The 26,937-nt window shown below is 67.2% G+C and carries 25 protein-coding genes and 2 pseudogenes; 13 read left to right on the top strand and 14 right to left on the bottom strand.

The genetic code is table 11. From position 1 onward, the window contains the following. Nucleotides 1–105 precede the first annotated feature (105 nt). A complete protein-coding gene (locus P1K32_RS15125) occupies nt 106–924 on the top strand; it encodes a cytochrome c oxidase subunit 3 (protein ID WP_276250524.1) in 819 nt (272 codons plus the stop codon). 24 nt (nt 925–948) lie between these two features. Here the strand turns inward: P1K32_RS15125 and P1K32_RS15120 are convergent, their stop codons facing one another. The 3 genes from P1K32_RS15120 to P1K32_RS15110 all read right to left on the bottom strand — a co-directional run bounded on the left by P1K32_RS15120 (nt 949) and on the right by P1K32_RS15110 (nt 4,234). Beyond that, a complete protein-coding gene (locus tag P1K32_RS15120; protein ID WP_276250523.1) occupies nt 949–1,332 on the bottom strand; it encodes a hypothetical protein in 384 nt (127 codons plus the stop codon). Nucleotides 1,333–1,443: 111 nt separating this feature from the next. Then, on the bottom strand, nt 1,444–1,965 hold the full coding sequence (locus tag P1K32_RS15115; RefSeq protein WP_276250522.1) for a DUF7979 domain-containing protein: 522 nt from the start codon (nt 1,963–1,965) through the stop codon (nt 1,444–1,446). A gap of 1 nt (nt 1,966) precedes the next feature. Continuing rightward, nucleotides 1,967–4,234 (bottom strand): DUF6789 family protein, encoded by a 2,268-nt coding sequence (locus P1K32_RS15110; protein ID WP_276250521.1) that lies wholly within the window; start codon nt 4,232–4,234, stop codon nt 1,967–1,969. A gap of 175 nt (nt 4,235–4,409) precedes the next feature. Here P1K32_RS15110 and coxB point away from each other — a divergent pair, with 175 nt between their 5' ends. The 3 genes from coxB to P1K32_RS15095 all read left to right on the top strand — a co-directional run bounded on the left by coxB (nt 4,410) and on the right by P1K32_RS15095 (nt 6,461). Next, nucleotides 4,410–5,231, top strand: coding sequence for a cytochrome c oxidase subunit II (gene coxB, locus P1K32_RS15105; protein ID WP_276250520.1), 822 nt, complete (start codon nt 4,410–4,412; stop codon nt 5,229–5,231). Nucleotides 5,232–5,300: 69 nt separating this feature from the next. Next, nucleotides 5,301–5,858, top strand: a complete 558-nt coding sequence (locus P1K32_RS15100) for a DUF420 domain-containing protein (protein WP_276250519.1) — start codon at nt 5,301–5,303, stop codon at nt 5,856–5,858. Between the two features lie 45 nt (nt 5,859–5,903). Beyond that, nucleotides 5,904–6,461, top strand: a complete 558-nt coding sequence (locus P1K32_RS15095; RefSeq protein WP_276250518.1) for a DUF420 domain-containing protein — start codon at nt 5,904–5,906, stop codon at nt 6,459–6,461. 83 nt (nt 6,462–6,544) lie between these two features. Here the strand turns inward: P1K32_RS15095 and P1K32_RS15090 are convergent, their stop codons facing one another. The 6 genes from P1K32_RS15090 to P1K32_RS15065 all read right to left on the bottom strand — a co-directional run bounded on the left by P1K32_RS15090 (nt 6,545) and on the right by P1K32_RS15065 (nt 11,618). Further along, nucleotides 6,545–7,252, bottom strand: coding sequence for a DUF2270 domain-containing protein (locus P1K32_RS15090; protein WP_276250517.1), 708 nt, complete (start codon nt 7,250–7,252; stop codon nt 6,545–6,547). Nucleotides 7,253–7,391: 139 nt separating this feature from the next. Next, nucleotides 7,392–8,834 (bottom strand): amidophosphoribosyltransferase, encoded by a 1,443-nt coding sequence (gene purF / locus P1K32_RS15085; RefSeq protein ID WP_276250516.1) that lies wholly within the window; start codon nt 8,832–8,834, stop codon nt 7,392–7,394. A gap of 9 nt (nt 8,835–8,843) precedes the next feature. Beyond that, nucleotides 8,844–9,017 carry a 50S ribosomal protein L37e gene (locus P1K32_RS15080; RefSeq protein WP_220587618.1) on the bottom strand — a complete coding sequence of 58 codons (174 nt, stop codon included), beginning with the start codon at nt 9,015–9,017 and terminating at the stop codon, nt 8,844–8,846. Then, entirely contained in the window at nt 9,014–9,196 is a 183-nt protein-coding gene (locus tag P1K32_RS15075; RefSeq protein ID WP_220587619.1) for an LSM domain-containing protein, read from the bottom strand. Before P1K32_RS15075 ends, P1K32_RS15080 begins: the two co-directional genes overlap by 4 nt. Before the next feature lie 77 nt (nt 9,197–9,273). Continuing rightward, nucleotides 9,274–10,422: an AI-2E family transporter gene (locus tag P1K32_RS15070; RefSeq protein WP_276250515.1), complete on the bottom strand. Its 1,149-nt coding sequence runs from the start codon at nt 10,420–10,422 to the stop codon at nt 9,274–9,276. Between the two features lie 137 nt (nt 10,423–10,559). Then, entirely contained in the window at nt 10,560–11,618 is a 1,059-nt protein-coding gene (locus P1K32_RS15065; protein WP_276250514.1) for a M20/M25/M40 family metallo-hydrolase, read from the bottom strand. A gap of 159 nt (nt 11,619–11,777) precedes the next feature. Between P1K32_RS15065 and P1K32_RS15060 the strand changes: the two genes are divergently transcribed. Both P1K32_RS15060 and P1K32_RS15055 read left to right on the top strand, forming a co-directional pair. Beyond that, nucleotides 11,778–12,038, top strand: coding sequence for a hypothetical protein (locus P1K32_RS15060; RefSeq protein WP_276250513.1), 261 nt, complete (start codon nt 11,778–11,780; stop codon nt 12,036–12,038). A 43-nt stretch (nt 12,039–12,081) separates the two neighbouring features. Next, nucleotides 12,082–13,032, top strand: a complete 951-nt coding sequence (locus P1K32_RS15055) for a zinc-dependent metalloprotease (protein WP_276250512.1) — start codon at nt 12,082–12,084, stop codon at nt 13,030–13,032. Between the two features lie 8 nt (nt 13,033–13,040). Here the strand turns inward: P1K32_RS15055 and P1K32_RS15050 are convergent, their stop codons facing one another. The 3 genes from P1K32_RS15050 to P1K32_RS17825 form a co-directional block, all read right to left on the bottom strand. After that, nucleotides 13,041–13,367 carry a hypothetical protein gene (locus tag P1K32_RS15050; RefSeq protein WP_276250511.1) on the bottom strand — a complete coding sequence of 109 codons (327 nt, stop codon included), beginning with the start codon at nt 13,365–13,367 and terminating at the stop codon, nt 13,041–13,043. Between the two features lie 13 nt (nt 13,368–13,380). Beyond that, a complete protein-coding gene (locus tag P1K32_RS15045; protein WP_276250510.1) occupies nt 13,381–13,926 on the bottom strand; it encodes a hypothetical protein in 546 nt (181 codons plus the stop codon). Nucleotides 13,927–14,286: 360 nt separating this feature from the next. Beyond that, on the bottom strand, nt 14,287–14,694 hold the full coding sequence (locus tag P1K32_RS17825) for a hypothetical protein (RefSeq protein WP_419181051.1): 408 nt from the start codon (nt 14,692–14,694) through the stop codon (nt 14,287–14,289). A gap of 1,198 nt (nt 14,695–15,892) precedes the next feature. Here P1K32_RS17825 and P1K32_RS17820 point away from each other — a divergent pair. From P1K32_RS17820 to P1K32_RS15005, 7 genes and pseudogenes are all read left to right on the top strand, one after another. Beyond that, complete coding sequence (locus P1K32_RS17820) at nt 15,893–16,534, top strand: DUF4129 domain-containing protein (protein WP_419181050.1); 642 nt, start codon at nt 15,893–15,895, stop codon at nt 16,532–16,534. Continuing rightward, nucleotides 16,531–17,082 (top strand): annotated as a pseudogene (locus P1K32_RS17815) (DUF7269 family protein); the annotation flags it as partial. The gene P1K32_RS17820 and the pseudogene P1K32_RS17815, both read left to right, overlap by 4 nt. A 367-nt stretch (nt 17,083–17,449) precedes the next feature. After that, a pseudogene (locus P1K32_RS17810) lies at nt 17,450–18,756 on the top strand (DUF58 domain-containing protein). Nucleotides 18,757–18,857: 101 nt separating this feature from the next. Continuing rightward, a complete protein-coding gene (locus P1K32_RS15020; protein WP_276250506.1) occupies nt 18,858–20,201 on the top strand; it encodes a DUF7519 family protein in 1,344 nt (447 codons plus the stop codon). Nucleotides 20,202–20,307: 106 nt separating this feature from the next. After that, nucleotides 20,308–21,570 carry an AAA family ATPase gene (locus P1K32_RS15015; protein ID WP_276250505.1) on the top strand — a complete coding sequence of 421 codons (1,263 nt, stop codon included), beginning with the start codon at nt 20,308–20,310 and terminating at the stop codon, nt 21,568–21,570. A 44-nt stretch (nt 21,571–21,614) separates the two neighbouring features. After that, a complete protein-coding gene (locus tag P1K32_RS15010) occupies nt 21,615–21,989 on the top strand; it encodes a DUF2237 family protein (RefSeq protein ID WP_276250504.1) in 375 nt (124 codons plus the stop codon). A gap of 46 nt (nt 21,990–22,035) precedes the next feature. Further along, nucleotides 22,036–24,756, top strand: coding sequence for an AAA domain-containing protein (locus tag P1K32_RS15005; RefSeq protein WP_379691237.1), 2,721 nt, complete (start codon nt 22,036–22,038; stop codon nt 24,754–24,756). A 13-nt stretch (nt 24,757–24,769) separates the two neighbouring features. Here P1K32_RS15005 and P1K32_RS15000 read toward each other — a convergent pair whose 3' ends face one another. Continuing rightward, nucleotides 24,770–26,341 carry a PH domain-containing protein gene (locus tag P1K32_RS15000; RefSeq protein WP_276250502.1) on the bottom strand — a complete coding sequence of 524 codons (1,572 nt, stop codon included), beginning with the start codon at nt 26,339–26,341 and terminating at the stop codon, nt 24,770–24,772. Further along, nucleotides 26,338–26,799: a PH domain-containing protein gene (locus tag P1K32_RS14995; RefSeq protein ID WP_276250501.1), complete on the bottom strand. Its 462-nt coding sequence runs from the start codon at nt 26,797–26,799 to the stop codon at nt 26,338–26,340. Before P1K32_RS14995 ends, P1K32_RS15000 begins: the two co-directional genes overlap by 4 nt. Between the last annotated feature and the right edge of the window lie 138 nt (nt 26,800–26,937).

Below are 26,937 nucleotides of genomic sequence, written 5' to 3'. Positions count from 1 at the left end.
CGCTTCGCTCGCGCGTATGCTGACCGCACCGCTGGACTGATTCTTTTCCATCGCGTGACCTGCACCCGACCACTTATTTAACGACAGCGTCCCCAGCTACTGGTAATGTCTGGTTGGCTCAGTACCGGCGGCGAACACGCCGCCGAGGACCACGACGACGAGCATCACGAACACCGGAGCCGCTGGCCGCTCATCGCGGCCGTCGGCGCCGGCATGCTGTATCTGGGGGCCGGATTCTTCTTCGTCGGGCTCGACCTCGTTCCCGTTGTGATTCCCGTCGGGCTCGCCGGCGTCGGCATGGTCGGTATGGTCGCGGGCCTCTTTGGCTGGGCCTACGAGGCCTTTCTCGCCCCGGCGGGCGGTCACGGTACCGGTGGGGCCGACCTCTACACGACGACGATGATACTCTTTCTGGCCTCCGACCTGTCGACGTTCTCGGCCGGGTTCATCTACTACGCGTTCGTCCGGGCCGGCGCCTGGGAGGCGAGTCACGGCCTGCTGACGCCGCTCGTGTTCATCAACACCGCCCTGCTGGTCGCCAGCAGCTTCACCATCCACTACGGCCACCACGCGCTCGAAGCGGGCGACCGCAAGAAGTTCCTCGGCTTGCTCGGTGCGACGCTGGTGCTTGGGGTCGTCTTCCTGGGGGGGCAGGTCTACGAGTACTACGAACTGCTCGTCGTCGAAGGGTTCTCGCTGACCAGCGGCGTCCTCGGGAGCGCGTTCTACGGTCTGACGGGCCTGCACGGGCTCCACGTCGCGCTGGGCGTCCTGCTCATCGCCATCGCCTTCGGCCGCTCGCTCCGTGGCGAGTACGGCCCGGGCCACGACACCGCTATCAGGACGACGTCGCTGTACTGGCACTTCGTCGACGTGGTGTGGATCTTCCTCGTCGTGGTCCTCTACGTCGGCGCGTCGGTGTAGTGCAAGCCCGGCAGTCGCGACATGTTACTGCATTTTCGACTCCACGTACCCAGAGACGACCAGCACGAACGCCAGCAGCAGCGTCCCCCAGATAGCTCCTCGAAGTGCCATCGGAACCTCGAAGTCACCAGTCACGTCGAAAAGCAGGTCCGCCGGGAGTGCAAACAGCGTGACCGTAATCAGCGTGAGCAGTACTATCTGGCTGGCCCGCCGTTCTATCTCCGCCTCCCGTTCGTCCAGCAGTCGAACGCCCGAGCGCCGCCAGAGGACCAGATAGGAGGAGATACCGAGATAGTAGGCCCCGACGCCGCCAAAGAGAAACATGTCGCTGACGGTACTGGGGGCAAATATCGCTGTGAGTGTCCCGACGAAGAGGCCGACGCCACCGACGCCGATGGAATTGCTCATCTACTCGCGGTAGCGTCTCCGGGTCTGGAGGGATGGTTCGACGGACGTGTGGAAAGCTACCTTTACACACTAAAGGAATTCCGAGTGACAAAAAACGTCGGTCCGGACAGTCTACCTGCGGTCGTCAACGTTCGCCCGCTCTTCTAGTTCCACCAGCTTCCGGTAGATAGGCGGGCTGAGGATACCGATGACGCCGAAGATGATGGCGAACACGCCAAGCGGGAACTGCAGCTCCGGCGCGACGAAGCAGGGGTTCTCCGCGACGACGGTAGCGTAGTGGCGTTCGCCCTCGTAGACGATGATGGAGCCGTTTCGGATGGTGTCGCCATTCGGGAACTCACCGGCGACGCGGGCCTCGCCCTGTGGGTCTTCCAGCGCTTCGTCGAACGCAGTCTGCTCGGCCTCTGAGAGGTTCTCGTACTGGAGTACCGGGAGATTTCGCGGCTGTGACTCGTTGAACCGCTCGACGGTCTCGTCGGCCCCTTCGACTGCCATCGTGGGCTGGTCGCAGGTGGTGATGTCCTCCTGGATGATGGCGTAGCCGCCGGGGACAGCGGCGCCGATGCCGACAGCCACGACCAGGACGCCCACGAACGGCGCGATGTAGGTAAAGAGGATCGACTCGTCGCTCATCTCAGGCCCCCATGTCGGTCCGTCGGGACCGCAGGAACTGGAAGGTCACTGCCAGACCGAGCCCGTAGGCCCAGTGGGCGACGAAGACGAACGTCAGGTAGCCGACGAACGCAAGCCCGGTCTGGTCCGTGTAGAACGCGACGGAGAAACCGGTCGCGACCAGCGACGCGAACACCAGTCCGGTCTCGAACATCCGCCGCCCGGGCAGGAACTCCTGGAAGGAGAGAAAGAGGAGCGGCCAGATGATGGTCCCGCCGGCGAGGAACAGCACGGCGCCGATTATCACACTCGTCCCCAGCCCGACAAGCTCCGATATCTCGGCGAAGGAAGCGGGGTCTAACACACCGATGACGATGGCGGTCCCGATGCCGCCCGTCATCAGGAACGTGCCGATAAAGCCCGCGACAGCGGCCATCGAGGCGTTTCGGTAGACGTTCTGGGCGACACTGCCGACGCCGCCGAGCAGCCCCATCGGCTCCAGTTCCGGCGCGTACGAGCGCCGGGTGGTCTCGGGCTGGGCCGGTTCCATGTCGTACTTCTCGACCATCCGCTCTTCGAACCACTGCCACTCGCGGGTGAACTGGTTCGTCGCCTTCAGGTTCCACGGGTCGGTGGACTGGACCACGTCGCCGCGCCAGTACGAGACGAGCATGTTATAGAGCCACATCACGGCCGAGAGGCCGATGACGTAGGAGCCGACGGTGGCGATCTGCTGTGCGAGCTGATATTCTGGCGGGTAGATGGCCTGCCGGCGCGGCAGCCCTATCCCGCCGATGACCAGCAGAATCATGAACGTGACGAAGGCCCCGACGATGAGTAGCCCCGACTGGAACTTCGCCAGACGCCGGTCGTACCATCGGCCCGTCAGAATCGGGTACCAGTAGTACGACGAGGCTATCATCAGCATCGGGATGATACCGACGACGATGAGATGGAAGTGACCCACGACGTAGTAAGTGCCGTGATAGAGGATGTCGATGGGGATGACTGCGAGGAAGACCCCGGTGACACCGCCGATGATGAAGGTCCCGATACCGCCCGCACAGAGGATAAACGGTGCCGAGAGCCTGATGTTGCCGTCCCACATCGTCGTGAGCCAGTTGAACACCTTGATCGCGCTCGGGACGGCGATAGCGATGGAGATAGCCATAAAAGAGGCCTTCAGTCGCGGGTCGACACCGGAGGTGAACATGTGGTGGGCCCAGACACCGAAAGACATCACGGCCAGCCCAAGCGTCGAGTAGACGATGAACTGATAGCCAAAGAGCTTTCGGCCGACGAACTTCGGCAGGATGAGACTCATCAGCCCGGTCGCCGGCAGGAAGAGGATGTACACCTCGGGGTGGCCCCAGAACCAGAACAGGTGTTGCCAGAGAACCGGACCGCCGCCCTCCGTGGCGAAGAACGTCGTTCCGAGGTTCCGGTCGAGCAGGAGCATCACGAGGGCACTGCCCAGCAGCGGGAACGCAAACAGCGCGATGGAGCTGGTGACCAGCATATTCCACGAGAAGATGTCGAGGTTGCTCCAGTTCACGCCGTCTGCCCGCTCGTAGATGACCGTCGCGATGAAGTTGATGGCGCCCACCGTCGTCGCGATACCGCTCAGGTGCAAGCCGAGCAACAGGAGGTCGATCTGCGGGTTTGGCTGGACCACGGAGAGGGGCGCGTATAGCGTCCACCCGACGCTGACCTCACGGAGCGAGAGGAAGAAGAGAATCTGTTCCTTGGGCAGGAAGAGGCTGAGGACCTGCCCGCCGATCTGGACGATGAGCCCGAACCGGGCCATCAACAGGGCGGGGGGCAGCAACCAGAAGCCGATGGCGTTGACCCGCGGGAACGCCATGTCGTCGGCCCCGATGAGCAGCGGGAGGAAGTAGTTCCCGATACCGAAGAAGACGGGCAGGACGAAGAAGATGAGCATCGTCAGCCCGTGGGTGGTAAACAGGGCGTTGTAGGTCTCGGGCGTCCAGATGTCCGCTGGCGGGGTCAGCAGTTCGGTGCGGAGCATCATCGCGTCCATCCCGCCCCAGAGGGCCGCGATAGTGCCGAAGGCGATGTAGAGGATGCCGATTTCGCGGTGGTTCGTTGTCGTCAGCCACCGCAGCACCTCGTCCTGGAGGCGGCCGAGTTCGAACTGGAGTTCCTCGCGAGTGAGGTAGCCACCGTCACTGGCCGGCCGGGCCTTGTAGCGGGCCCGAAACCAGACCGTGATGATCCCAAGCGCGAGAAGCGCCAGTGCGGACCCTTCGATTACGGCGCGGTTCATCATCGTCGGTGAACCGTCCTCAGAGCCGCAGTAGTTAGCGTATCGGTCGGTGAAAGCATTACTCGATTCTCACGGAGCCATCGACATAAAACTACGCGACGACGGTCGGTATGTGTCGGGGTGACAGTCGGGCGCAACTGGCCAAGCTATTTGATACCCCCGCCGTAAGTTGTGTCCAATGCGTCTCAGTCGCGCCCTGTCCTGGCTCTGTGTTCTCACCCTCGGTGTGGTGGTGTTCAGCACGCCCGCGGCCGCCCAGTCGGTCAACCGGGCGGCCATCGACGAGCTCAACGAACAGCTGCTGTACGTCGCGCTCCCGCTGACACTGTTCGTGGAACTGATGCTCGTCTACGCCATCTACCGCTTCCACAACAACGACGACCCGAGACCGACCATCGACGACCCGGCGCTTGAGGTCACCTGGACCGCGGCGACCGGTGCTATCCTCGTTTTCGTCGGCGTCTCGGGCTTTTTCGTGCTGGCGAACCCCTACATCTCGCCGGCAGCGGCCGGTGCGTCCGACGGGGGGGACGTGGGCGACGAGATGGAGGTCGACGTCCTGACCTACCAGTGGGGATACGAGTTCAGCTACCCCGACTCGAACGTGACAACGAGCGAGACGCTCTACCTGCCGAAAGACACCGACGTCACGTTCCGGTTGCGCTCAAGTGACGTGATACACTCGTTTTACATACCGGATTTCGGCGTCAAACAGGACATCTTCCCGAGCCAGGAGACGGTCGCACGGACACAGCCGACCGAGACCGGCACGTACCGGCTCTACTGTGCGGAGCTGTGTGGCTCGGGCCACAGCCGAATGCAGGCCGACGTCGTCGTCCTCAACCAGTCCGAGTACGACGACTGGCTCGACGAACAACGCGGGACCGGGGCAAACAACACGACTGCGCCCGACGGAGCGGACAACACGACCTCGCCCGATGGTGCGAACGCGACCGATGGTGCGAACGCGACCGCCGCCTCGGTCGCGCGACCGGCCTGAACCGGATACTCTCGGTGTGGGTGACCCTCCCACACAATTGATTTTACCACGCCGAACGAAGTATTTAATATGCACCAGGCGCGCCACCACGTGCCCCAGTTCACCGGGGTCTTGACGGCGGTCTCGTTCGCTATCGTACTGGTCGTGATAGCCGGGGTCGTGCCGTCGGCGCTGTTCCCGCGTGCCCCCACGACGGTCATGGCCGTGATTCCCCACGCTCTCGCCGCCGTCAGCGCCGCCGCCATCGGGACGATTCTCGCGGGGCTCCGAGCCATACGGGCGGGCGACGTCGACCGCCACCGGACGCTGATGGTGGTCAGCTTTCTTCTGTTCGGGCTCTTCCTGACCGTGGATTTCTACCGGCTGGCGGTCGTCGGTCCCACGGCCTTTGCCGGCCCAGCGGTCGTCGAAACGTATCTCTATCTCCCGCTGCTGGTCGGCCATGCGGCGGTCGCGTTACTAACCTTCCCCGCGGTGTACTACGCGCTCCTCGTCGGGGTGACGAACCCCCGCGGGACCCTGCCTGCGACCCGCCATGCCGGGGCCGGCCGGGTGGCCGCGGCGCTCTGGCTTCTGACGTTTGGCTCCGGGCTGGTCATCTACGCGATGTTACACCTCCTGTGGTAGGCGGAGTTCACAACCCACATTATCGGGTATCGCTAACCGACAGCTATGTTCGACGTACGCGAGCAGGTGCCCGCGGTCACCGGTGTCCTGACAGTTGTCTCGCTGGCGCTAGTCTTCGGTGCGGTCGGCGGTGCCATCCCCAGCGCACTGCTCCCACGCGCCCCGGATTCGGTCCTCGAAGCCATCCCGACGGTCAACGCCGTCGTCAGCGCCGCCGCCATCGGAACTATCGTCGCCGGTATCCGGGCGATTCGTCGCGGCGACGTAGCGCGCCACCGTCGGCTGATGGTCGCTACCTTCGGCCTGTTCGTGGCGTTTCTCGTCCTGTATCTCTATCGCGTCACCTTGCTGGGCCCGACGGACTTCACCGGGCCGGCCGTCGTCGAGACATACGTCTACTTCCCGCTACTGGCCATCCACATACTGCTCGCCATCGTCGCCATCCCGGCGGTCTACTACACCCTCCTGCTGGCTGCGAGCTACCCGGTGGCCGAGCTCTCGCAGACGAACCACCCGCGTGCGGGAAAGGTCGCCGCGACGCTGTGGCTGATCTCGTTCTCGCTGGGTATCGTCGTCTACGCGATGCTGTACGTTATCTGGTGAGCGCGGTTCTCGCTCCCGATGGTCGCGAGAACCGCGAAATAGCGTGCGGGGAACGAAGTGACCCGCGAGCAGAGCGAGACGCGTCAACGCTTCCATTTCCCGGATACTTCACCGTGGTACTCGCCACGCGCCTCGCGTTCCTGTGGCCAGAACGTGAAGGCGGTCACCACGAGGAAGAAGACCGCGACAGTGACGACGACGAGCGCACCAGCGAGGCCCGGAATCGACGCGGTCTCGACCCACGACTGCTCGGGCGTGTACAGCGAGATACGGAACGCCCACGCGACGCCAAGAAGGACGTACAGCGGGTAGTACACCTTTCGGAGCCGTCGGGAGAGCGCCTCGAAGTAAGAGACTTTGAACGTCGGCGTCCGAAGGTCCGCCGCGAGTTCACGTCGCCACTCCGCCATGGGCGCCGCCTCGGGGTCCAGCGAGTTCGCAAAGAGGTTCTCCTCCAGGACGCGGATACGGGCCCGACTCGCGTCGAAGGCCCGATAGCGACGGACGTCGAAAAAGAGGAACAGCGTGACACCCAGTATCCCGATGAGCAGGAGGTACGCGGCCACGTCCCCGCCCTGAAACGCCAGCGCGAGAACGGCTGTGACGAGGACGATGGCCCAGTCGATGGTCAGGTCGAGCCGCGACAGGAGGTTCCCGCTCGTCGAGACTTCCCCCCGGTAGTAGTGTGGCATCAGTGAGAGGAACTCCTCGGCGTCCGTGGCGGCCGTCTGGCCGACTTCGCGAGCCTCGGGGTCGGTCGCGTCGAACTCGGTGTCGTCTTTCTCGGTCACGGTCGGCCCCCGTGCGCGGTTCGGTCGGTCTGTCGTACGTGCACACAAGTTGAATGTATGACAGGACGGAAACCACTGTCGGCCGAAGCAACCGCTGGAGGTTCGTTGCTACGAAGAATCTGCTCGAGAAGACGTCCCCCTAATCGTCTGCTGGCTTTGGCTGTCCGCTAATGTCGGGTCGGGCGACGTCGCGGTCGGTCTCCTCGCCCTCGATGTCGTAGGGGTACTCCCCGGTGACACAGCCAAGACAGAGGTCAGCTTTGCTGGTCGCCAGCGTCTCCGCGATGGCGTCGATGGAGAGATACGACAGGGAGTCGGCGCCGATTTCCTCTCGGATGTCGGCGACCGACTGGTCGCCCGCGATGAGCTCGTCGCGGGAGGCCATATCGATGCCCATGTAACAGGGCGCGATGATGGGCGGCGCGCCGATGCGGACGTTCACTTCCTCGGCGCCGGCGTCTTTCAGCAGCTGGACGAGCTGGTTTGAGGTGGTCCCACGGACGATGGAGTCGTCGATGATTGTGACTTTCTTCCCCTCGATGGTCGACTTTATCGGATTGAGCTTCAGGCGAACGGCGCGTTCGCGCTCGTCCTGTGTCGGCATGATGAAGGTGCGGCCGACGTAGCGGTTCTTCATCAGCCCCTCGGCGAACTCGATTTCCGACCCGTCGTCCTGGGCGGCCTCGGCGTACCCCGAGGCGAATGCGCGACCGGAGTCGGGCACTGGGAGGACGACGTCTGACTCGACGCCGGATTCCTCCCAGAGCTTGCGGCCCAGTTCACGTCGTACCTCGTAGACAAGACTCCCGTCGATGGTGGAGTCCGGTCGCGCGAAGTAGACGTGTTCGAAGAAGCAGTGGGCCGTGTTCTCCTGCTCGATGAGCTGGTAGGTGTCGTAGCCGGTGCCGTCGTCGTGGAGCACGACGAGTTCGCCGGGTCGGACGTCCCGGATGAGCTCCCCGTCGAGCGTGTCGATGGCGGCAGATTCGGAGGTGAGAACGTAGCCGTCCTCGAGTTCGCCGATGACCAGCGGGCGGTTCCCCTGCGGGTCGCGGACGCCCAGCACGGTCTCGTCGTGCATAATCGTCAGCGAGTACGAGCCGTGGATGCGCTCCATCGTCCGCTTGACCGCGCGGACGAGGTCCTCCTCCAGCAGGTTGCGGGCGAGGTCGTGGGCGATGACCTCGGTGTCGCCGTCGCTCGTGAAGGCGTGGCCAAGGTCAGCCAGCTCGTCGCCGATTTCGTCGGCGTTGACGAGGTTCCCGTTGTGCGAGAGGCCCAGCGAGCCGGATTTGAACGAGACCGAAAAGGGCTGGGCACAGCAGGCGTTGACGCTGCCCGCAGTGGGGTAGCGGACGTGGCCGATGCCGTTCGGGCCGTTCAGCGACTCGAGGTCGCCGGGGTCGAAGGCGTCGCCCACCAGTCCCATCTCGACGTGGCTGTGCTGCTGGAAGCCGTCGTGGGTGACGATACCGGCGGACTCCTGGCCGCGGTGCTGGAGGGCGTACAGAGAGTAGTAGAGGGGCCGGGCGGCGTCTCGGTCTTCGAGTGCAATACCAACAACGCCGCACTTCTCGTGCATGGTGATGAGTTATTCGCCGGCTTTCGACTGCCACTCGTAGTCACGTCGTTTCGCCGATTTGCCGAAGCCGCACGACGAGCAGACCTTCTTTTTTGTGTGATACGATTTGTTGCCACACCGTCGACATTTCGTATGTGTCGTGGTGTTCTTCTTGCCCTGGCTCGGGGTTCCTGCACCAGTCATGGGTTGATGGATACGACGTTATCGCCGCGTATAATCGTTGTGTCTTCGTCTTCAATCACGAGATTCATGTGCTGGTCGTAGCCGGTCAGCGTGCCCTCGAATATCTCGCCGCCCTTTAGCTGTACGGTGACGGCCTCGCCGAGCGACGCTTCGAGCACGTCCAGCGGTCGTCCACTCATGTTCGGTTGGCGTCGTGACTGGCGCTTAAACGTACCGCTTGGCGGGCGGCATTGGTCAACAGCCGAACATCCGACGGCTACGCGGGGTCGCTGTCGACACCGTCGTCGTCGCGTTCGGCGTTCCCTTCGGATTCCGAACGTTCCTCGAGGTCCCGGGTCGTCGGCGCCGGTATGGCCTCGACGCCGTCGCCGTCGATGAGCACGGGGAGGACCAGCCGCGCGAAGTGGTAGATGACCACGAGCAAGAGCGGCCCCAGAAAGAGCCCGTACCAGCCAAACAGCAGCGGACCGATGATGTACGCTATCATGACAAGGCCCACGTGAAGGTTCCGTCCCGAGACGTACGGGCGGAGGACGAGGTCGGGGATGAAGTCCACGAAGACGACGGTGGCGACGACGAAAACAACGGGGAACCACAGCGGGTCGCCCTGCAGGAAGGCCCGCGTGAACAGCCCGATAGATACCGGGACGTAGACGAGTTTCATCCCGACGACGGGAATCAGGCTCGCGGCGCCGGCCAGGACGGCCAGGAGTGCGGGATAGGGTATCCCCTCCGCAGGCGCAACGAAGTTCAACACGATGTAGACGAACGTGGCGACGACGATGATAGCGAAGGCGTTGAGGATGTTGCCGAAGTAGACGCTTCCGAGGTCCGTGTCGACCGCCTCCAGATAGACGTTCAGGAATCCCTGACCGTCGTCGAACGTCTCCTGGACCCACTGACTGAGTCGGGGGCCGTCACGGAGCAGGTAGAACGCGACGGCCAGCGCCAGAAAGAGGTTGATGAGCGCGGTGCCGACGATAGGGACGTACCCCAGTGCCCCCTCGGCGACGAGCTGGCCGGCGTCAACGATATCCGGGTTTCGGAGCAGCATCTGCGGGTCCTGAACGACCCCGGAGACGTCCAGATACGGTTCGAGCTGGTCTGTCAGGGGGCCGAGGTCGACGGTCCGCTGGAGGCGCGCGAGCTCCTGGGCCGCGATGGCGAGCGTGTATCCCAGGAGCAACACGACCGGTACCGCAAGCGCCAGCAGGGCCGTTGCGGCCGCGATACTGGGCCTCGACTTCTTTCTGAACCGGCGGTAGGCCGGCCGGGCCACGTAGTAGAGGAACAGGCCTAGGACGAACGTCCCGATGTACGTATACAGGATCCAGCCAGTGAGAGCGCCCAGCACGGCGGCCACGGCCCACCACGCGCTGCGGCTTCTGGAGTCTGGCCAGTCCATACTACGAAACCGGGCCCCGTCCAGGCAGAATCCGTCGCACAATCCGCCGACAGCGAGCGGCGAGCATGCATGACCCATCGGGCCCCACGCGGTTGGTTATAGGTCCGTTACCGGCCGTAGACGTCGGTAGGACTTCCTTACACGCCGACTTCGAACGGGGCGTGGTCCGGTGCGCGCACCGCAAACCCCGCAAGCAGGTCCGCCATGGCGTCCAGGTCGCCCTCGTCGATGACCTCGACCGGCGTGTGCATATATCGATTCGGGAGCCCCACGTTGACCGACGGAATGCCGCCCCGAGCGGTGTAGAAGGCGTCGGCGTCGGTACCGGTCCGGATGCCGGTCGCCTGCAGCTGCACGTCGATGTCGGCGTCCTCGCCGGTCGCCCGCAGCGCCTCGACGACGATCGGATGGTTGGTGCTGCCACGGGAGACCACCGGGCCCTCACCGAGTTCGACGCCGGTCGAGCGCTTGCCCGGCGAGTCCGGCGAATCCGTCGCGTGGGTCACGTCCGCGGCGATAGCGACGTCGGGGTCGAGGTCGAAACCGACCATCTTCGCGCCCTGGAGGCCGACCTCCTCCTGGACCGTGGAGACGGCGTGGACAGTCACGTCGACGCCCTGCTTGGCCGCGCGTCGCAGCCCCTCGGCGGCCGCCCAGATGCCGACGCGGTTGTCCATCCCGCGGGCAGAGAGCCGCCCGTTCTCGAGTGCAGTGATCGTCTGCTGGAACGTGATGGGGTCGCCGCGGTCGACCAGTTCCGCGAGTTCGTCGCCGTCTCTCGCACCAACGTCGACGTGCTGTTCGGCCACGTCGGGAACGCCGTCGTCGTCGTTCTCCCGGAGGTGGATGGCCGTCTGACCGACCACGCCGTCGACGGGGCCGTCGGCGGTGTGAATCGTGACGTGCTGGCCTCGCGAGACGGTCTTATCCGAGCCGCCGATGCGCCCCATGCGCACGTAGCCGTCGTCTGTCAGGTCCCGCACGATGAAGCCGATCTCGTCGCCGTGACCGGCCAGCGCCACCTCGGTATCGCCCCCCGAGAGGGTCGCGACGGCGTTGCCGTAGTCGTCGGTTCGGACCTCGTCGGCGAACTCGCTCACGTAGTCGACCCACACCCGCTGACTGTTCGCCTCGTACCCCGACGGGCCGGGCGTCGAGAGCAGTTCCTCCAGTAACTGTCGTCGTCGGTCGTCCATACCCCGCCTTTGCCGTCGCCGGTCATGAATATCAGGGGTATCGTAACAATTGAAACGGTTCACACACCGACCGCACGACGGCAGTGCGGTCGGGTGTGCTTTGGTTTTCAATGGCTACTATAGCACAACCACTAAGAGTCGAGCACTCGATGTGTCAGTATGGTTGACATCACGATATTCGAACTGCACCTCGACGGCTCGGAGTTTACGGCCAACGCCCCCGGCGTCGGCGGAAGCGACGACACAGAATCAGACGACAGTGACTCCGGCGGCGCCCCGCTTGGCCTGTTTGCGGTCCTGGGGCTGGGCGTGCTCGTGGTCGCGGCCGTGGCTGCGAAGAGGCTGAGCGGCGGCGACGGGGCGTCCGATATCGAGGTGGGCAGCAGAGACGAGGCGACCGGTATCGAGACGGAAGCCTGAGCGGCAGGCGAAGGCATATGACGCCCCGAGCCGTTGACCGAGTATGGGATTATATCACAGTGTCCGCGCCGTCGCCGGAGCGACGGGTGACGGACCGATAGACTGGCAGGCGGTCGCCGAGGCCGCCAAGGGGTCGACAGACGCCGGCGACCTCACACTCTCGGACGCCGAGACGGAGGGGTTCACCACGGACGTCCGCGACGCGCGAGACCGGGTCAGGGCGGTCGGCGAACTCGACTTCGACCTGCCGGCGACGGTCGAGATTCAGAACCGCCACCACTGGATAGACGCCAACGTCGCGACCTTCGAGCGCGTGATGGCCCCCATCGAACAGCAGGCCGAGTTCATCCCGGGCGTCGCCCGGGTCGTCAACACCGGCTCGATGGCCTTTGCCCTCTCCTTCCTCGGGAACAACGTCCTGGGCCAGTACGACCCGCTCTTGCTCGCGGACAACGACGACCACGCGCTGTATTTCGTCCGACCCAACATCCAGCGCGTCGCCGGCCAGCTCGGCGTCGAGGGGGACCGCTTTCGCCGCTGGATCGCGTTCCACGAGGTGACCCACGCCGCCGAGTTCGGGGCCGCGCCGTGGCTCTCGGACCACATGGAGGAGACGATGGAAGAGACCATCGAGAAGCTCTCCAGCGGCGAACTGGACCGGGACTCGCTGGGCCAGCTCGACACCACGATGACCGCCGTCGAGGGGTACGCCGAGCTGCTGATGGACCGCGCCTTCGACGACGAGTACGACGACCTGCGCCGGAAGGTCGACGAGCGACGGAAAGGCCGTGGGCCAGTCGCCCAGCTCGTCCGACGGTTCCTGGGCCTCGGCATGAAACGCCAGCAGTACGAACGCGGCAAGGCCTTCTTCGACGAGGTCGCCGATATGCGGGGCGTCGCCGCCGCCGGCCGGGTCTGGGACTCGCCGGAGACGCTGCCGACCGACGACGAGATAGAGACGCCGCGGCTGTGGGTCGAGCGCGTGCTCGACTGAGGCTGTCGTTACCGTGGGCCGTTCCGGTCGGACGCTCGCTCTTCTCGCTCCGCCGACTGTTCCTCACGCCGCTCCTGGAGTTTCTTTCCGGGTTTCTGACCGCGCTCGCGGTCGTCTTCGTAGGGCGTCTCGGCGATGCTGTCGGGGAAGGTAAACTCGGCGAGCAAGCCACCGACCAGCGTCGCGGCGACGCCGGCGCCCAGCGCGACCAGCGGTCCACTCGACCCCCACAGCGCCACCATCGCCATCGAGACGCCCACAAGCAGCGCGAAGCCGACCTTCAGCCGGACGAGGAACTTCTCGCGGTCCGCCTTCGTTATCGATGGGCCGACCATCAGCGGGCACCCATCAGTAAAATCCCCGTTCGACGTCTTCCTCGATGACGTCCTCGAACTCCGCCTCCAGCAGCTGTTCGGCCTCCTCGAAGGTGTCGGTCAGGTCGTCCATCCGGTCGGGGCGGTCGTACTGGTCGTACTCCATGGGGCCGTAGGCGGGCGAGTCCATAGCGTCGAGCATATCCTCGACGAGTGCTCTCGGCGTCGTCGGCGCGTCGGCGTGCGTTTCGAGGACCGTCTCGAGGTTCTTCGCCTTCTCCTCGGCGTCGTCCTCGTCTTCAGGCCCCTTTTGCACCCCGAAGACGCCGGTGCCCTCGTTCGGGAACAGCGGGTCGATGTCGTCGTCTATCTTCCGGGCGACCTGCGACCCGACCCCCTGAACCGACATCGGGTTCTTGGCGTAGGTCTTGAGCTGGTACACCCCCGCCGAGGGGTGGCCGATGTACATGTCCTCGCCGATACCCCCCGCACGGTCGCCCCCGACGGCACGCCACCCGCCGGGGTCAGCGTTGCTGTCCATCACGTCTTCGATGATGTCCTGCCAGTCGCGGACGCGCATAGGCCGGCTTTGGATCCCGGCCAGAATGAAGCCATCGGTCAGCAGATGCCGGGGATTGATTACAGTTCCGGGTCCAGTGACACGTAACTTCGACCACCGAATCAGAGGGGTCTACGCGTGGGAGCCACAGGCGGCGACGGCGGTGACAGCGGCGTCGACAGCCGTCAGCTTCTCCTGGTCGGCATCTGCATCTTCGGGCTGATCGCGGCGGCGTTTCTCGCACCCGTCGTCGGCGCAGGGGGGCTGGGCGGTGACGGCCCCGGCGAAGGTGAGGGCGAGGGCGAAGACGGTGATGGGGGCGAGAGGTCATCGGGTGAACCGACGGCTGGTGACGGCAACGAAGGCGGCGAAATAGGCACACTACCGCCCAGAACGGCCGACGACGAGCACGCGAGGCGCACCGACGGCGAACGCCGCCGTGGCGCCGAGGAGAACGACACCCACTGGGTCACCGACGAGGACGGCGATCGGTGGCGTGTCCAAGAGAACGGCACTCGGTGGGTCAGCGACGACGACGGCCCCCGAAGGGTCGTCGAACACAACGGGACGCGGTGGGTCACCGAGGAGAACGGCACTCGGTGGGTCGCAGAGCGCAACGGCACGCAGTGGGTCGTCGAAGAGAACGGCACGCGGTGGGTCAGCGACCGCAACGGGACCCAGTGGGTCGCCGAGAAAAACGGGACGCGCTATGTCGAGGACGAGAACGGGACCCAGTACGTCGAAGACGAGAACAGCACACGTCGGCCCGCCGATGCGAACGATACCCACTGGCCGAGCAACCGAACGCTCCGGTCGCAACCTCCACAGACGGGTTGTGTGGCCGTCGTGAGTGGGAGCCCGAAGCCGGGGACCCAGACCACCGTGCGGGTCACAGTCGACACCCGGCCGGTGGCCGGCGTCCGAGTGTGGTTCAACGGTCGGTTCGTCGGTCGCACGGGAGACAGCGGCGCGGTGACTGGGACGGCCCCGTTCGTGACGGACCTGAACGTGACAGTCGAGTCACCGACCGACGAGCCCTGTCGGTTCCCGCGCCGGGGGGACCAACCGGCGACCGAATCGCCTATCGGTAGCGGGGCGGCCGCGGTCGGTGTGGCCGGCGCTGTCGGAGTGGCTGCACCCCGCGCAGCCGGTGGGCCCGCGATCCAGACGGCCCCGATCACACAGACGAACGAGCCGGCTGGCGTCAACAACTCCAGCCAGTACGACCTTCCGAGCGACGTCACAATTCGCATCAACGGTGATCCGGTTGCGGGGTCGAGAGTTACCCTCGAGGCCACGGTGGCCGGGGTGGCGATGCCGAACGCGAGCGTCGCGGTCGACGGCACCCAGGTCGGCCGGACAGACGAGAACGGTCGGTACGAGTTGACAGTGCCGGACAGGGAGCGCACCGAGGTGACGGTCAGTCGCGGCGAGATCCGCGGCAACACGACCATCACCATCCCGCAGCTCTCAGTTCGCTTCGTGCCGCGACTGGTCGTCCCCGGAGAGCGGGCGACCGTCGTGGTGACACGCGACGGCGACCCCGTCGAGAACGCCTCGGTGGCCCTCGACGGACAGCGCCTGGGGACCACCGGGTCGAACGGGACGGCCTCGTTCCGACTCCCGGTGTCGGGCAGCGGGACGGTAACGGCCGCCGTCGGCCCGCAGTCGGCCACCGTCCCGCTGTGGCTGGCCTACTGGCTCACAATCAGTCTGACGCTGTTGCTGGCGGTTCTCACAGCCGTCACGACGGCGGTGACCGCCCGATGGCGCGGCTGGGGGCCGCCCGGCGACTCGCGTACGGGTGGGCCGGCGTCTGGACGCTGTACGTCGGCTACGTCCTCGGTGAGCGCCTCGGGCTTGGTATCGCGGCGGCTTCGGTCCTGCTCGTCGGGCTGTATCGCTATCGACGGACCCTCGCCTCGGGCGGTGCGACGACCGTCGGGCTCGTCTCCGCGTTCCTCCAGTGGTGCAGCCGTGCCGTGCTATGGGTCGTCGGCGCCCTCGAATCGCTGGTGGACTGGACCCGGGCGGGCGCTCGGCGGCTCGCGGCGTGGCTCCGAACGCTGCCGACCTCACTCTCGGGACTGGCGGTGCGACTCGGCGCTGGCTCCGTTCGGTTCCCGGCAGACTCGCGGCCTGGCTGCGTTCGCTCCCGCTGCGTGGCGTCGCCGCGGCGGTCGGTGCCGTCGCGCTCGTGGCCGGCGCCACCTACGCCTTCGGCGGGCGCGGCTTCCTGGTCGCTGCCGCAGTGGTCTCTCTGGCCTGTCTGGGCTGGTGGCTCAGTGGGCGGGAGTCGACAGCGTCTGTGGCCGGCGATGCCGACGACGCTACAGCGACCGGGTCAGGCCGGTCGACCGATACCGGCACGGTGCCGACGCTACGCCGGCTCTGGCGACGGCTCGCGAGCTGGGTCCTGCCGGGGACCTGGCAGACGAAGACGCCCGCCGAGGTGTCCCGGGCGGCCGTCGAGCGCGGACTGCCCCGCGGGCCAGTCGAGCGACTGACCGAAGCGTTCCGCGACGTCGAGTACGGCGGCCGGCCCGCAGATGAGCGCCAGTCGCAGGCGCGGACGGCCATCGACGAAATCGAGCGCGCCCGTGATGGGGCCGAGGAGGAGCGAGAATGAGACGGCTCACGATACTGCTTTCCGGGCTCGGAACGCTGCTGGTGGTGCTGGGCGCGCTGCTTGGTCTGCTCGCGACCGAGCCCGCGACACGAGTCCCGCCCTGGATTGCCGTTGTCGGTGGGTTGCTCGTGTTCGGCCTGGCGCTCTGGAAGCTCGTGCACTCGCCGAGCGGCGGTGAGTTCGCTCCCCCTCCCTGGAGTGAGGGCGGCGCCATCGTCGACGAGCGGCCGGAGTCGACACAGAAGAGTGACCCCATCTCGGGGACCGAGCTGTCTGACGTCATCGAGACGGCCGCGAGCGACGCCCGCGAGGACACAGTCCAGGCGGGGCTGGCGACGGTCAGAGCGCCGCTTCGGGAGACGCTCGTCGCGGCACTGCGCCGGGGCGGCTGGGACAGCGACCGTATCGATGCGGCGCTCGCCGACGGGTCCTGGACCGACGACCCCGTCGCCGCGGCCGTCCTCGACGAGAACGTCGTCCCCCCGGAACGGTCACTCCGACGGCGGGTCTGGGCGTGGCTCTTCCCCGGGAAAGCCGTCCGTCACCGGACGGCCCGCGCCGTCGGGGCCGTCGCCCGGGCGGCCGACGCGGCGCTGCCGCCGGTCGTCGGCCAGCGGGCTCCCCGGCCGATGCCCGTGGTCGAACCGACGCTCGACGACCTCCAGCGGGCCACCGACGGGAGGCTGCGCCGGGCCGTCGAAGGGGGTGCGTCGGTGGGTGCCCCGGAGTACGAGAAAGACAGTCCAGACGGGGCGTCGTCCCCGGACGGATCCGATGTGACACCGGAGCGCGAGGCGGCCGCGGGCAGCGGCCCGGGGTCGACAGCGGACCAGGGGCGTGACGGCGACACGCAGCCGACGGACGGCGACAGTGACCCGGTCGCGTGGCCGACCGAGCGTTCGGGGGTGACGACTGATGGTCCGGCGGGTCCGCTGGCGCGGGGCGGTCGTCGCAACCGCCCTGCTGGGCTTCGTCGGCGCTTTCGAGGGCAACGGGACCCTGCTCCTTGCCGCGACGATTCCGCTGGCCTACGTGGCCTACGGCTCGGTCTCGACGGCCGCCGTGCCGGAGACACTCACCGCCACCCGGCAGGTCGACCCGCGCGTCGCACCGCCGGGCCACCCGGTGACTGTCACACTCTCCGTGACCAACGACGGAGACCGGACGGTTTCGGACCTGCGCGTCGTCGACCCCGTTCCCGAGGCCCTCGCAGTGATGCAAGGGACACCGAGGGGCGGACAGACGCTCGAACCCGGCGAGACGCTGACCCTCTCCTATCTGGTCGTGGCCCGCCGCGGCGAGTTCGACTTCCCGCCGGCCCGCCTGCGGGTCCGTGGCTCCGGCGCGGGGGCCGTGGCGACGGCCGACCGGACGCCGGCGGGCGACACGCGACTGGTCTGTCGGCTGGACGCCGACGCGCCGCCGCTGTCAGACGTGGGCGACACTCGTGTGGGGCGGCTCACGACGGACTCGCCCGGTGAGGGGCTCACCTTCCACTCCACCCGGGAGTACCGCCACGGCGACCCCGCCGGTCGCATCGACTGGCGCGGCTACGCCAAGCAGGGGGAGCTCTCGACTATCAACTACGACCGGCAGGTGTCGGCGACGGTCGTGTTCGTGCTGGACGCCCGGGAAGCCGCGCGGGTGGCCGCCGGGCCGGGCCGCCCGACGGCTGTCGAGCTGGGCGCGTACGCGGCGACGCGGGCGCTCAACACGCTGCTGGGCGCCGGGCACGACGTCGCCGTCGCCGTCGTCGGTGTCGACGGCGACGGCCCGGGCGGGCTGGTGTGGCTGCCGCCGGGCAGCGGGAGCGAACAGCGCTCGCGGGCCATCGCGGTGCTGGGCGAGGCCATCGACGCGGCGCCGGCGAGCGAGCGAGACCCGACGCGGCAGGCCCGGAAGCTCGGCGGCCTGGTCGGGCGGGAGGCCCAGTTCGTGCTTGTCTCGCCACTGCTCGACGACGCGCCGGTCGCGATGGTCGAACAGTGGTCCGGGACGGGCCAGTCACGGACGGTGCTCTCGCCCGATATCGTGGCGTCGAACACGGTCAGCGGCCAGTACGAACAGGTCCGGCGCCGGACCCGGCTGGCCCGCTGTCAGGCCGGCGGGGCCCGAACCATCGACTGGCGCCGGGGACGCCGCTGCCGACCATCCTCGAAGCGACCTTCGCCGTCGAGGCCCACCGGGCCGGTGACAGCGTCCGCGCGGGAGGTGGGTCCTGAATGGCCATCGGTGGGACGCGCCTCGACAACCCGTCCGCCGTCGGCGACGAGGGCCGACCGCGGGGGCCAGCCTGACCGTCATCGCCGTCGTCGTCGTCGCGGTGCTCGCCGCCGCCGGCGGCATCGTCGGCAAGCCGCTCATGTTCACCTCTTTCGCGCTGCAGGTCGGGCTCGTGTCGGCCGGGATGGCGCTGCTGTCCCGGGACCGCCTGCAGCCCACAGTGCTCGGCCACCTGCTCTTTCTCCCGGCGGCGGTCGTCCTCGCCGCGCTGGTCGGGGTCAGCGGCCTGGTGGCCCTGCAGAGCCTCGGTGTCGCCGCGCTCGTGGTCGGTGGCCTTGCTGCGATGTTCGGCGTGACCGCCGGCTGGAACGACGCCTTCGACCAGCCGACGGTCAGGACGACGCTCGTCGAGAGCGGGCTCTCGTACCTGCTGTTCGTCGTGTGGCTGGTCGTTCTGGGGGTCGTCGCCGGCGTGGGCCTTCTCGGCCGAGAAGTAGTGCTGTCGCTGACGCGTGGGACCGGTCCAGTCGTCTCCTTTTTCGGCCTGGTCGGACTGCTCGCCATCGCAGCCGTCTGTCTCTACGTCGCGGTCCGGGCGTTCCCGGCTATCGAACTGACGCCGGTCCATCGTCGGGAGGCCGCACGAGCCAGGTACCGGCGGCTCAAATCCACACTGCTCCGGGTGACGGCGGTCGCGCTGGTGGCCCTCGTCGTCGGGTTCCTGGGCCTCGTAACCGGAACGGTACAGCCGCTCCTGTCGGGACCGTTCGTCGGCGGGCCGATAGTCGTGCTGAGCCAACTGACGGCGATTCCCCTTGGCAGTATCGCCGCGCTGGCCCTGCTCCTGGCGGTCCTCGCCTGGGTGACCCGGAGTGCGACCGCGGGCTTCGAGACCCTCTCGACGCAGACGGTCGGGGCGGGCGCCGCAGCAGTCTGTTACTCCGCCGCCTTGCTGGTCGCTATCCCGACCTTCCTCCGGCTGGGCTACGTCGGCGTCACGTTCTTCTTTCTCGTCCCGGTGCTCCCGCTGGTCGTCTACGTGGTCCTCACCGGTGTCCTGCTGGGCTTTTACGTCGGAATACTCCCCGGCCGGGCCGCCGCGCCGGCAGTCGTCGCGGCCGGGCTGGTCGCGATGGGACTGGGCGGCGGCATCTACGGGTTCCCGCCGCTGTTCGTCTTCGCCGCAGTCACGGGCGGGCTCGTCGCCTGGGACGTGGGAACGTTCGGACTGGGAATCACCGCCGAGCTGGGGCACATCCCGGAGACGCGGCGGCTGGAACTGTACCACGGCGTCGTCGCGGTCGGCATCGGGCTGGTCGCCGTCGCCGGACTGACGGTGCTCGACCTCGCGCGCCGGTCGGTCGGCTCGGGAATCGGGTCGCCCACCACGATGGGGCTGGCAGTTCTCGGCGTCGTGCTGGTGGCCGTCGGGCTGCGAGGGTGACCGCGTTCTATCCGGGCCGCTGGGGCAGAAAAAACTCGGAAGCGACCGATAGCAGCTCGCTCGCGGAATGAGCTACTTTCATGAGAGCGGCGGCCGACCCACGGGTATGAACGAACCGAGCCTGACGCCCGAGGTCGCTGCCGGGCGCTGTCGGGACATCGTCGACAGGGTGGAGGAGGCCGTCGTCGTCGAGCGGCGCGTCCTGTACGAGACACTGGCGGGCGTCATCGCTCGCGGTCACGTCCTCGTCGAGGACGTCCCGGGGACCGGCAAGACCGTGTTGGCCCGCGTCCTCGCGGAGTCGCTCGGTCTCACCTTTACCCGAATCCAGTTCACGCCGGACCTGCTCCCGGCCGACGTCACCGGTTCGAACATCTACAACGAACACGAGGGCCGATTCGAGTTCTCGAAGGGTCCCGTCTTCACGAACGTGGCCCTGGCCGACGAAATAAACCGCGCGCCACCGAAGACACAGGCCGCCTTGCTGGAGTCGATGGAGGAGCGCCAGGTCAGTATCGACGGGACGACCCACGACCTGCCCGAGCCGTTCGTCGTCATCGCCACGCAGAACCCCGTCGAGCAGGAGGGGACCTTCCGCCTGCCCGAAGCCCAGCGGGACCGCTTCAGCGTCAAGACCTCGATGGGGTATCCCGACGTCGACGGGGAGATGAGCCTACTGGAGATGCGGGCCAGCCGACGAACCCTCGCGCCAAGCGTCGACCCGGTGGTGACGCCCGAGACGGTGCTCGAACTGCAGGAGCTGGCTGAGGACATCCGCGTCGACGAGAAGGTGCGCCGCTACATCGTCGACCTCGCCCGGGCGACCCGCGAGGACGACCGCACCGAGATTGGCGTCTCCCCACGCGGGGTCCAGCGTGTGTTCGAGGCGGTCCGGGCAAGCGCCGTCATCGACGGCCGCGAGTACGCCACGCCGGAGGACGTAAAGCGGATGGCCCGGGCGACTATGAGCCACCGCCTCATCCTGACGACCGAAGCCACCGTCGAAAACGTCGACCCCGACGACATCGTCCGGTCGGTGCTCGACAGCGTGGACGTGCCCGCCGTCTCGCCGGACGCGCCGTCGGTGGGTGAAAACGGCACCTCGACCGTCGAGGGCGGGGCCGCACAGCTCGACCCGGATGCGCCTGGCGAGAGTGGCGACACGGACCGCGCCGGGCAGGGGAGCGAGCAGGCCGACCGCCAGCCGGAACCACAGCCGTCCGGGAGCCAGCGGGTCGACGGGCACGACGAGGGGCCCTCGTCCGACACCGACGCCGGCGCAGCCGACCAGTCCGGCGAGAACGCGGATGCGGAATCAGACGACGACGCCGAGGAGCTGGGCGAGCTGTTCAGGGACGGCGAGGAGTAGCCAAGCGACCAAACGGTTTTGGGTCGCCGCCCGGGAAGGCAACCATGGAGAGCGAGACTAACGTCCTCGGTGAAGAACTCGCCGCCTGCTCGATGGACCCGACGACTGGGTTCATGCGGGACGGCTACTGTTACCCGCTGCAGCGTGACCCCGGCCGGCACGAGATCTGTGCCGTGATGACTGAAGAGTTCCTGCAGTACAGCAAGGCACAGGGCAACGACCTCGTGACCCCACGGCCGGAGCTTGACTTTCCGGGGCTGGAGCCGGGCGACCACTGGTGTGTCTGTGTCCCACGCTGGATAGAGGCCCACGAGGCCGGCACGGCGCCGCCGGTCAATCTGGCGGCCACGAGCGAGGACGTCCTCGAAGACGTCTCACTGGAGACGTTGCGGGAGTACGCCCATGACGGGAACGAGTGAGTGACTGACCGACAGCGTTTTTCCGACCCCAGTCGTTGTGATGCCCGTGCAATTGCGCGGTGTCGTCGTCGACGTCGAAGACCCCAAGACCGTCAACACGCAGTACGGTGAGAGCCAGCTCTGTGAGGTGACGCTGCGACCCGAGAGGGGCGCCGGCGAGCCGACGACCGTGACGCTGTGGGGCAAGTGGACCGAGACCGCCGAGTATCTCGACGCCGGGATGGAACTGGCCGTCTACGACCCCGACGAGCGCCAGTACCAGGGCGAGACGCAGTATTCAGTCGGCGGCGACTCGACTATCGTCGTCGAGCCCTCGTTCCTCGTCGACGTGACCGACATCCGGGCGTGGGTGCAGTGTCCCCGGATGTACTATCTACGCAAACTCGACGGGGCCGAACTCGCCTACCCGCTCGTCAAGGGGACCGTCGTCCACGAGGTGTTCGGCGACCTCCTGCGGGGCCGGGACGTGGAGACGGCCATCGAGGACCAGGTCCACGAGGCGGGGCTGGACATCGGCCTGCTGGGCCGGACCGCCGACGGCGTTGCCGGTGACGTCCGCGACCACGCGAAGGCCATCGAAGGGTGGCTGAATCAGGGGACCCTCACTGAGAAAGACCAGTGGCGCTCCGAGATGACGCTCATCTCCGAGCGCTACGGGATGAAGGGCCGGGCCGACGCCGTCCGCCGCGGGATGCCGGTCGAACTCAAGACCGGCAAGAACACCAAACGTGACCCGCGCTTCCAGGACAAGATTCAGGCGACCGCCTACGCGCTGATGCTGGGCGAGCGCGCGGCGAAGTCACTGGACGCGAGCGCGGTGATGGCCGGCGACGGCGGCGCGACACAGACGCCAATCGAGGCGGCGCCCGACACCGGCACGCTCCTCTATACGAAAAACGCCGCCGTCGACCGGAACGAGGAGAGCGGGGACCTCTCGCCGGCAAAGGAGTTCTCCATCGGGGCCGGCCTGCTGAAATACGTCGTCCGGACCCGCAACGCTATCGCGGCGATGGAACACGAGACAGGCGTGCCGACAGGGTACGAGGCCAACGCCAAGTGCGAGTACTGCTTCGAACAGGACACCTGTATGGCGGTCTCTGGCCGGCTGGACCAGGAGTCAAAGGCCGGGCAGGTGGGTGTGGCCATCCCCGACGAGGAACGCGAGTACTTCGAGCGGTTCTACCGGGCTATCGAGGCCGAGCGCCGTGCGGTCCACCGCGAGTACGCCAAGCTCTGGGAACAGACCCCCGAGGAACGGGCCGACGACGACCGCGCGCTCGTGGCCCTGGAGCCGACTGGCCGCACCGAACTCGACGGCGGCCAGTGGGAACTTCGAGCGAAAGGGACCGGCGCCGTCTCGAAGATTCGCGAGGGCGACTACGTGATGGCGAGCGACGGCGACCCCGTCGGCGGCGACGCCGAATTGGGGCGAGTACAACGGTTGAGCGAGGGCGAAATCGTCGTCACGACCGACGAGCCCCTTGACCTGCGTCGGCTGGACGTCTACCCCTCCGAAATCACGACCGACCGGCTCCAGAACGCGCTCCACGACGCACTGCTCACGCAGCCACCGGAGCGCAAGGACGTGCTCTTCGGCCGGCGAGAGCCCGAATTCGAGCCCGTCGCGGAGACGTTCATCGACAACAACGACGCCCAGAACGAGGCCTGCCAGCTGGCCGTCGGGGCCGAGGACTTCGCGCTGGTGCATGGCCCGCCCGGGACGGGTAAGACGTACACGCTGGCCCGGATGGTGCGGGCGCTGGTCGAACAGGGCGATAGGGTACTCCTGTCGGCCTTTACCAACCGGGCCGTCGACAACGCCATCGAAGCGCTCGAGGAGCAGGGCTACACCGACATCGTCCGCGTGGGTACCGAGAGCGGCGTCCGCGAGGACATGCAGCAATACCGGTTAGAGCAGTCGGGCGACCCTGACGAATGTGCGGGCACACTGCAGAACGCACAGGTTGTCGCGGCGACGACCGCGACCTGTGGCGGGACGGCGATGCAGAGCCAATCGTTCGACGCGGCCGTCGTCGACGAGGCCGGCCAGCTGACCGAGCCGGGGACGCTGGCGGCGACGACACTCGCCGACCGGTTCGTGCTGGTCGGCGACCACCAGCAGCTCCCGCCCGTCGTGCAATCCGACGACGAGACCCTCTCGACGTCGCTGTTCGAGCGACTCATCGAGGCGTTCCCGGAAGCGGGCGTCATGCTGGACCGCCAGTACCGGATGGCCCAGCGAATCCAGGCTTTCGCCTCGCGGGAGTTCTACGACGGTCAGTTACGCCCGGCGACGGGCGCGGTGGCCGCCCAGCAAATCGACGATCTCGACGGCGTTGCGATGGAAGGGCTGCCCGCCCATCTGCGCGACAGCGTGGCTTTCGTCGACCCGGACGGCAGCCAGACCGGCAACACCAATCCCCCGGAGGCCGACGCCGTGGCCGAGGTGGTCGGAGCCTACCGGTCGGCGGGTGTGCCCGCCGAGGACATCGGCGTCATCGCGCCCTTCCGCGCGCAGGTCGCCGAGCTGAATCGACGCCTCCCCGACGTGGCCGTCGACACGGTCGACCGGTTCCAGGGGTCGAGCAAGGAGGTCATCGTGGTTTCCTTCGTCGCCACCGGCGCGCTCGAAGGCCCCATCTTCGAGGACTACCGGCGCATCAACGTCGCGCTGACCCGGGCGAAGAAGGCGCTCGTTCTGGTGGGCGACGCCGAGGTCCTCGGGACCGACCCCGTCTACGGCCGGATGGTCGAATGGGCGCGGTGACCGTGAAGGCCAGTCAGGCGTCGCGGTCGTGCTTTCTCGCCAACAAGTCGCTGTAGAGCCGTTCGCGAAGTATCTCGCGCAGCTGTGTGGCCCGCTCGTCGTCGACGTCGTAGGCCCGGGCTGACCCGCCGACGATGGTGCTCGTCGACGCCGTGTCCGCCGTCACCGTCGCGAGGTCGCGCCGGCGCTGGAACGGCGACCGGCCGACGAACACCGTCTGGACCCGGTAGTACGGGACGATACGGGTCGTCTGGCGCCAGAACCCCGTTCGGGTCGCCAGCACGTCGTCGTCCAGGGCGATACCGCGGTGTCGCCACCGGAGGTGTGCCGCGGGCGGGACCACGAGGAAGAGGCTCAGCAACAGCCACCAGTAGCCGCTCCCGAACAGGAACGTATCGACAGCGTAGCCGACAGCCGTCACGACGCCGGCGACGATGGCAAAGCGGGCGGCGTACCGACGACGGGCCCGCGTCGGCGCCCGCTCGAAGTCGAGGTCGCCGAACGATTCGATGTCCGCTGCGAGGTCGTAGACTACCGGTCGCGGGGCCATCGGGATAGCGACGCCCTGGCCGGACTCCCGGTTCCCACCGCTGTAGCCGGCGGTCTCGACGGCCAACGTGGCGAATCCGAACCGGCGCATCAGAGCGTTCTCCCGTATCGAGACGGTCTGGACCTTCGACAGCGGGATGGTGCCGCTGTACCGACGGAGTAGTCCCCGCTCGTACCGCAAGTCATCTCCCTCCCGGACCAGCCGGAAATCGTAGTACTCGATGACGGTCAACACGATACTCAAGACGAGGGCGGCCAGCAGGAACTGCAGGGCGGTAAAGACCACGAGTGCCACCAGTCGCGGCGGTCCGAGGGCGTCCAGGACGGAAAGTGACACCGTCGGGCGGGCCCCGACCAGCCCCAGATTGAACCGGATGACAGTCAGCAGGGCGTCGATGCCGAGAGGCAGCCCTACCAGCAGCAAAGCGGGTGCAGCCGGCCGCACCGAGACGACGGCGTAGGTCAGCAGGTCCCGGGTGGTGAAGTTGAACAGCTCCTCGCTATCGACGCGGCCGGACCGCTCGTCGGCACGCGCGGTGGGGTCAGCCGACGCTCCGGCGCCGTCCGCGTCCGCTTCACCGGCCGGTTCCGTCTCCTCGAACTCACCGTGGCGCTGGACGAGTCGGCGGAGCCGGTCGGCCTCCGATTCGGCGACCGCGTCGAGTGTCGCCTCGGTGGTGGCCCCGCCCGCAGTCTCGAAGGCCACGACGCTGAGCCCGAGCACGCGGTTCACCACGCCCTGTCTGCTGTCGACGTTCTGGATGCGTCCGAGCGGTATCTCTCTGGACTGCCGGGCGATGACGCCTGATTCGACCCGTAGCGTGTCCCCCTCGATTTCGTACGTGAACCGGTAGTATCGCGCCAGCGCGAAGCCCCCGAGGACCAGCGCCAGCGCCGGGACAAGTAGCGGGGCGGCCGCTGGGGGCAGGCCGAGGAAGCCGGCCAGCGTGGTCCCGGCGATGACGCCGAAGAAGGCGCCCTGGAGCAGCCCGCGACCGACGCGCAGGGCGCCACTGAGAGGGTTGAGCCGTCTCATACGGCGTCCGTGGCCTCGCTCTCGCCGGCGAGGTCACGCAGCCGTTCGCGCAGTTCGGTCGCCCGCTCGGGGCGCAGTCCCGGTATCGTGATGTCGGCGCCGCGCGAGCCGGCGGTGTAGATGACGACACTGGCGAGTCCGGCGGTTCGCTCGACAGGGCCGCGCGTGGTGTCGACGTGCTGGACCCTGACGTACGGGACCGACGTGTCGGTTCGTGTCACCACGCCGCGGACGAGGAAGAGCGCGTCGTCCTGTAGCTCGAACCGCCAGATTCGGTGGGCGAAGACGGCGTGGACGGCGCCCAGCGCGGTGAGAATCACCCAGCCAGCGACTGCGAGTTCGACCGGCAGCGAGAGGACGAACCGGTCCGCGACGACGACCAGGCCGACGAGAACCAGGCTACTGAGGGCCGTCCGACCGGTCCACAGCAGTCTGACTCGCGGATGCAGCGACTCCATACGATGTCGTGGGCCGAGAGCCGGATTAATGGTACGGACCGCGATTGCGCAGGGGAGACCGATTCCGAAGAGAGTCTGGGGGAAATTGGAACAGAGTCGCCCCGAATGTAGAAAAATGCCTATTCAAGGCCCTTCCGT

Origin of the sequence: Haloarcula rara (assembly GCF_029338235.1) — an archaeon.
Classification (GTDB): domain Archaea; phylum Halobacteriota; class Halobacteria; order Halobacteriales; family Haloarculaceae; genus Haloarcula; species Haloarcula rara.
Note: the sequence above shows the minus strand (reverse complement) of the source record. Positions and strands in the feature narration are given on the sequence as shown.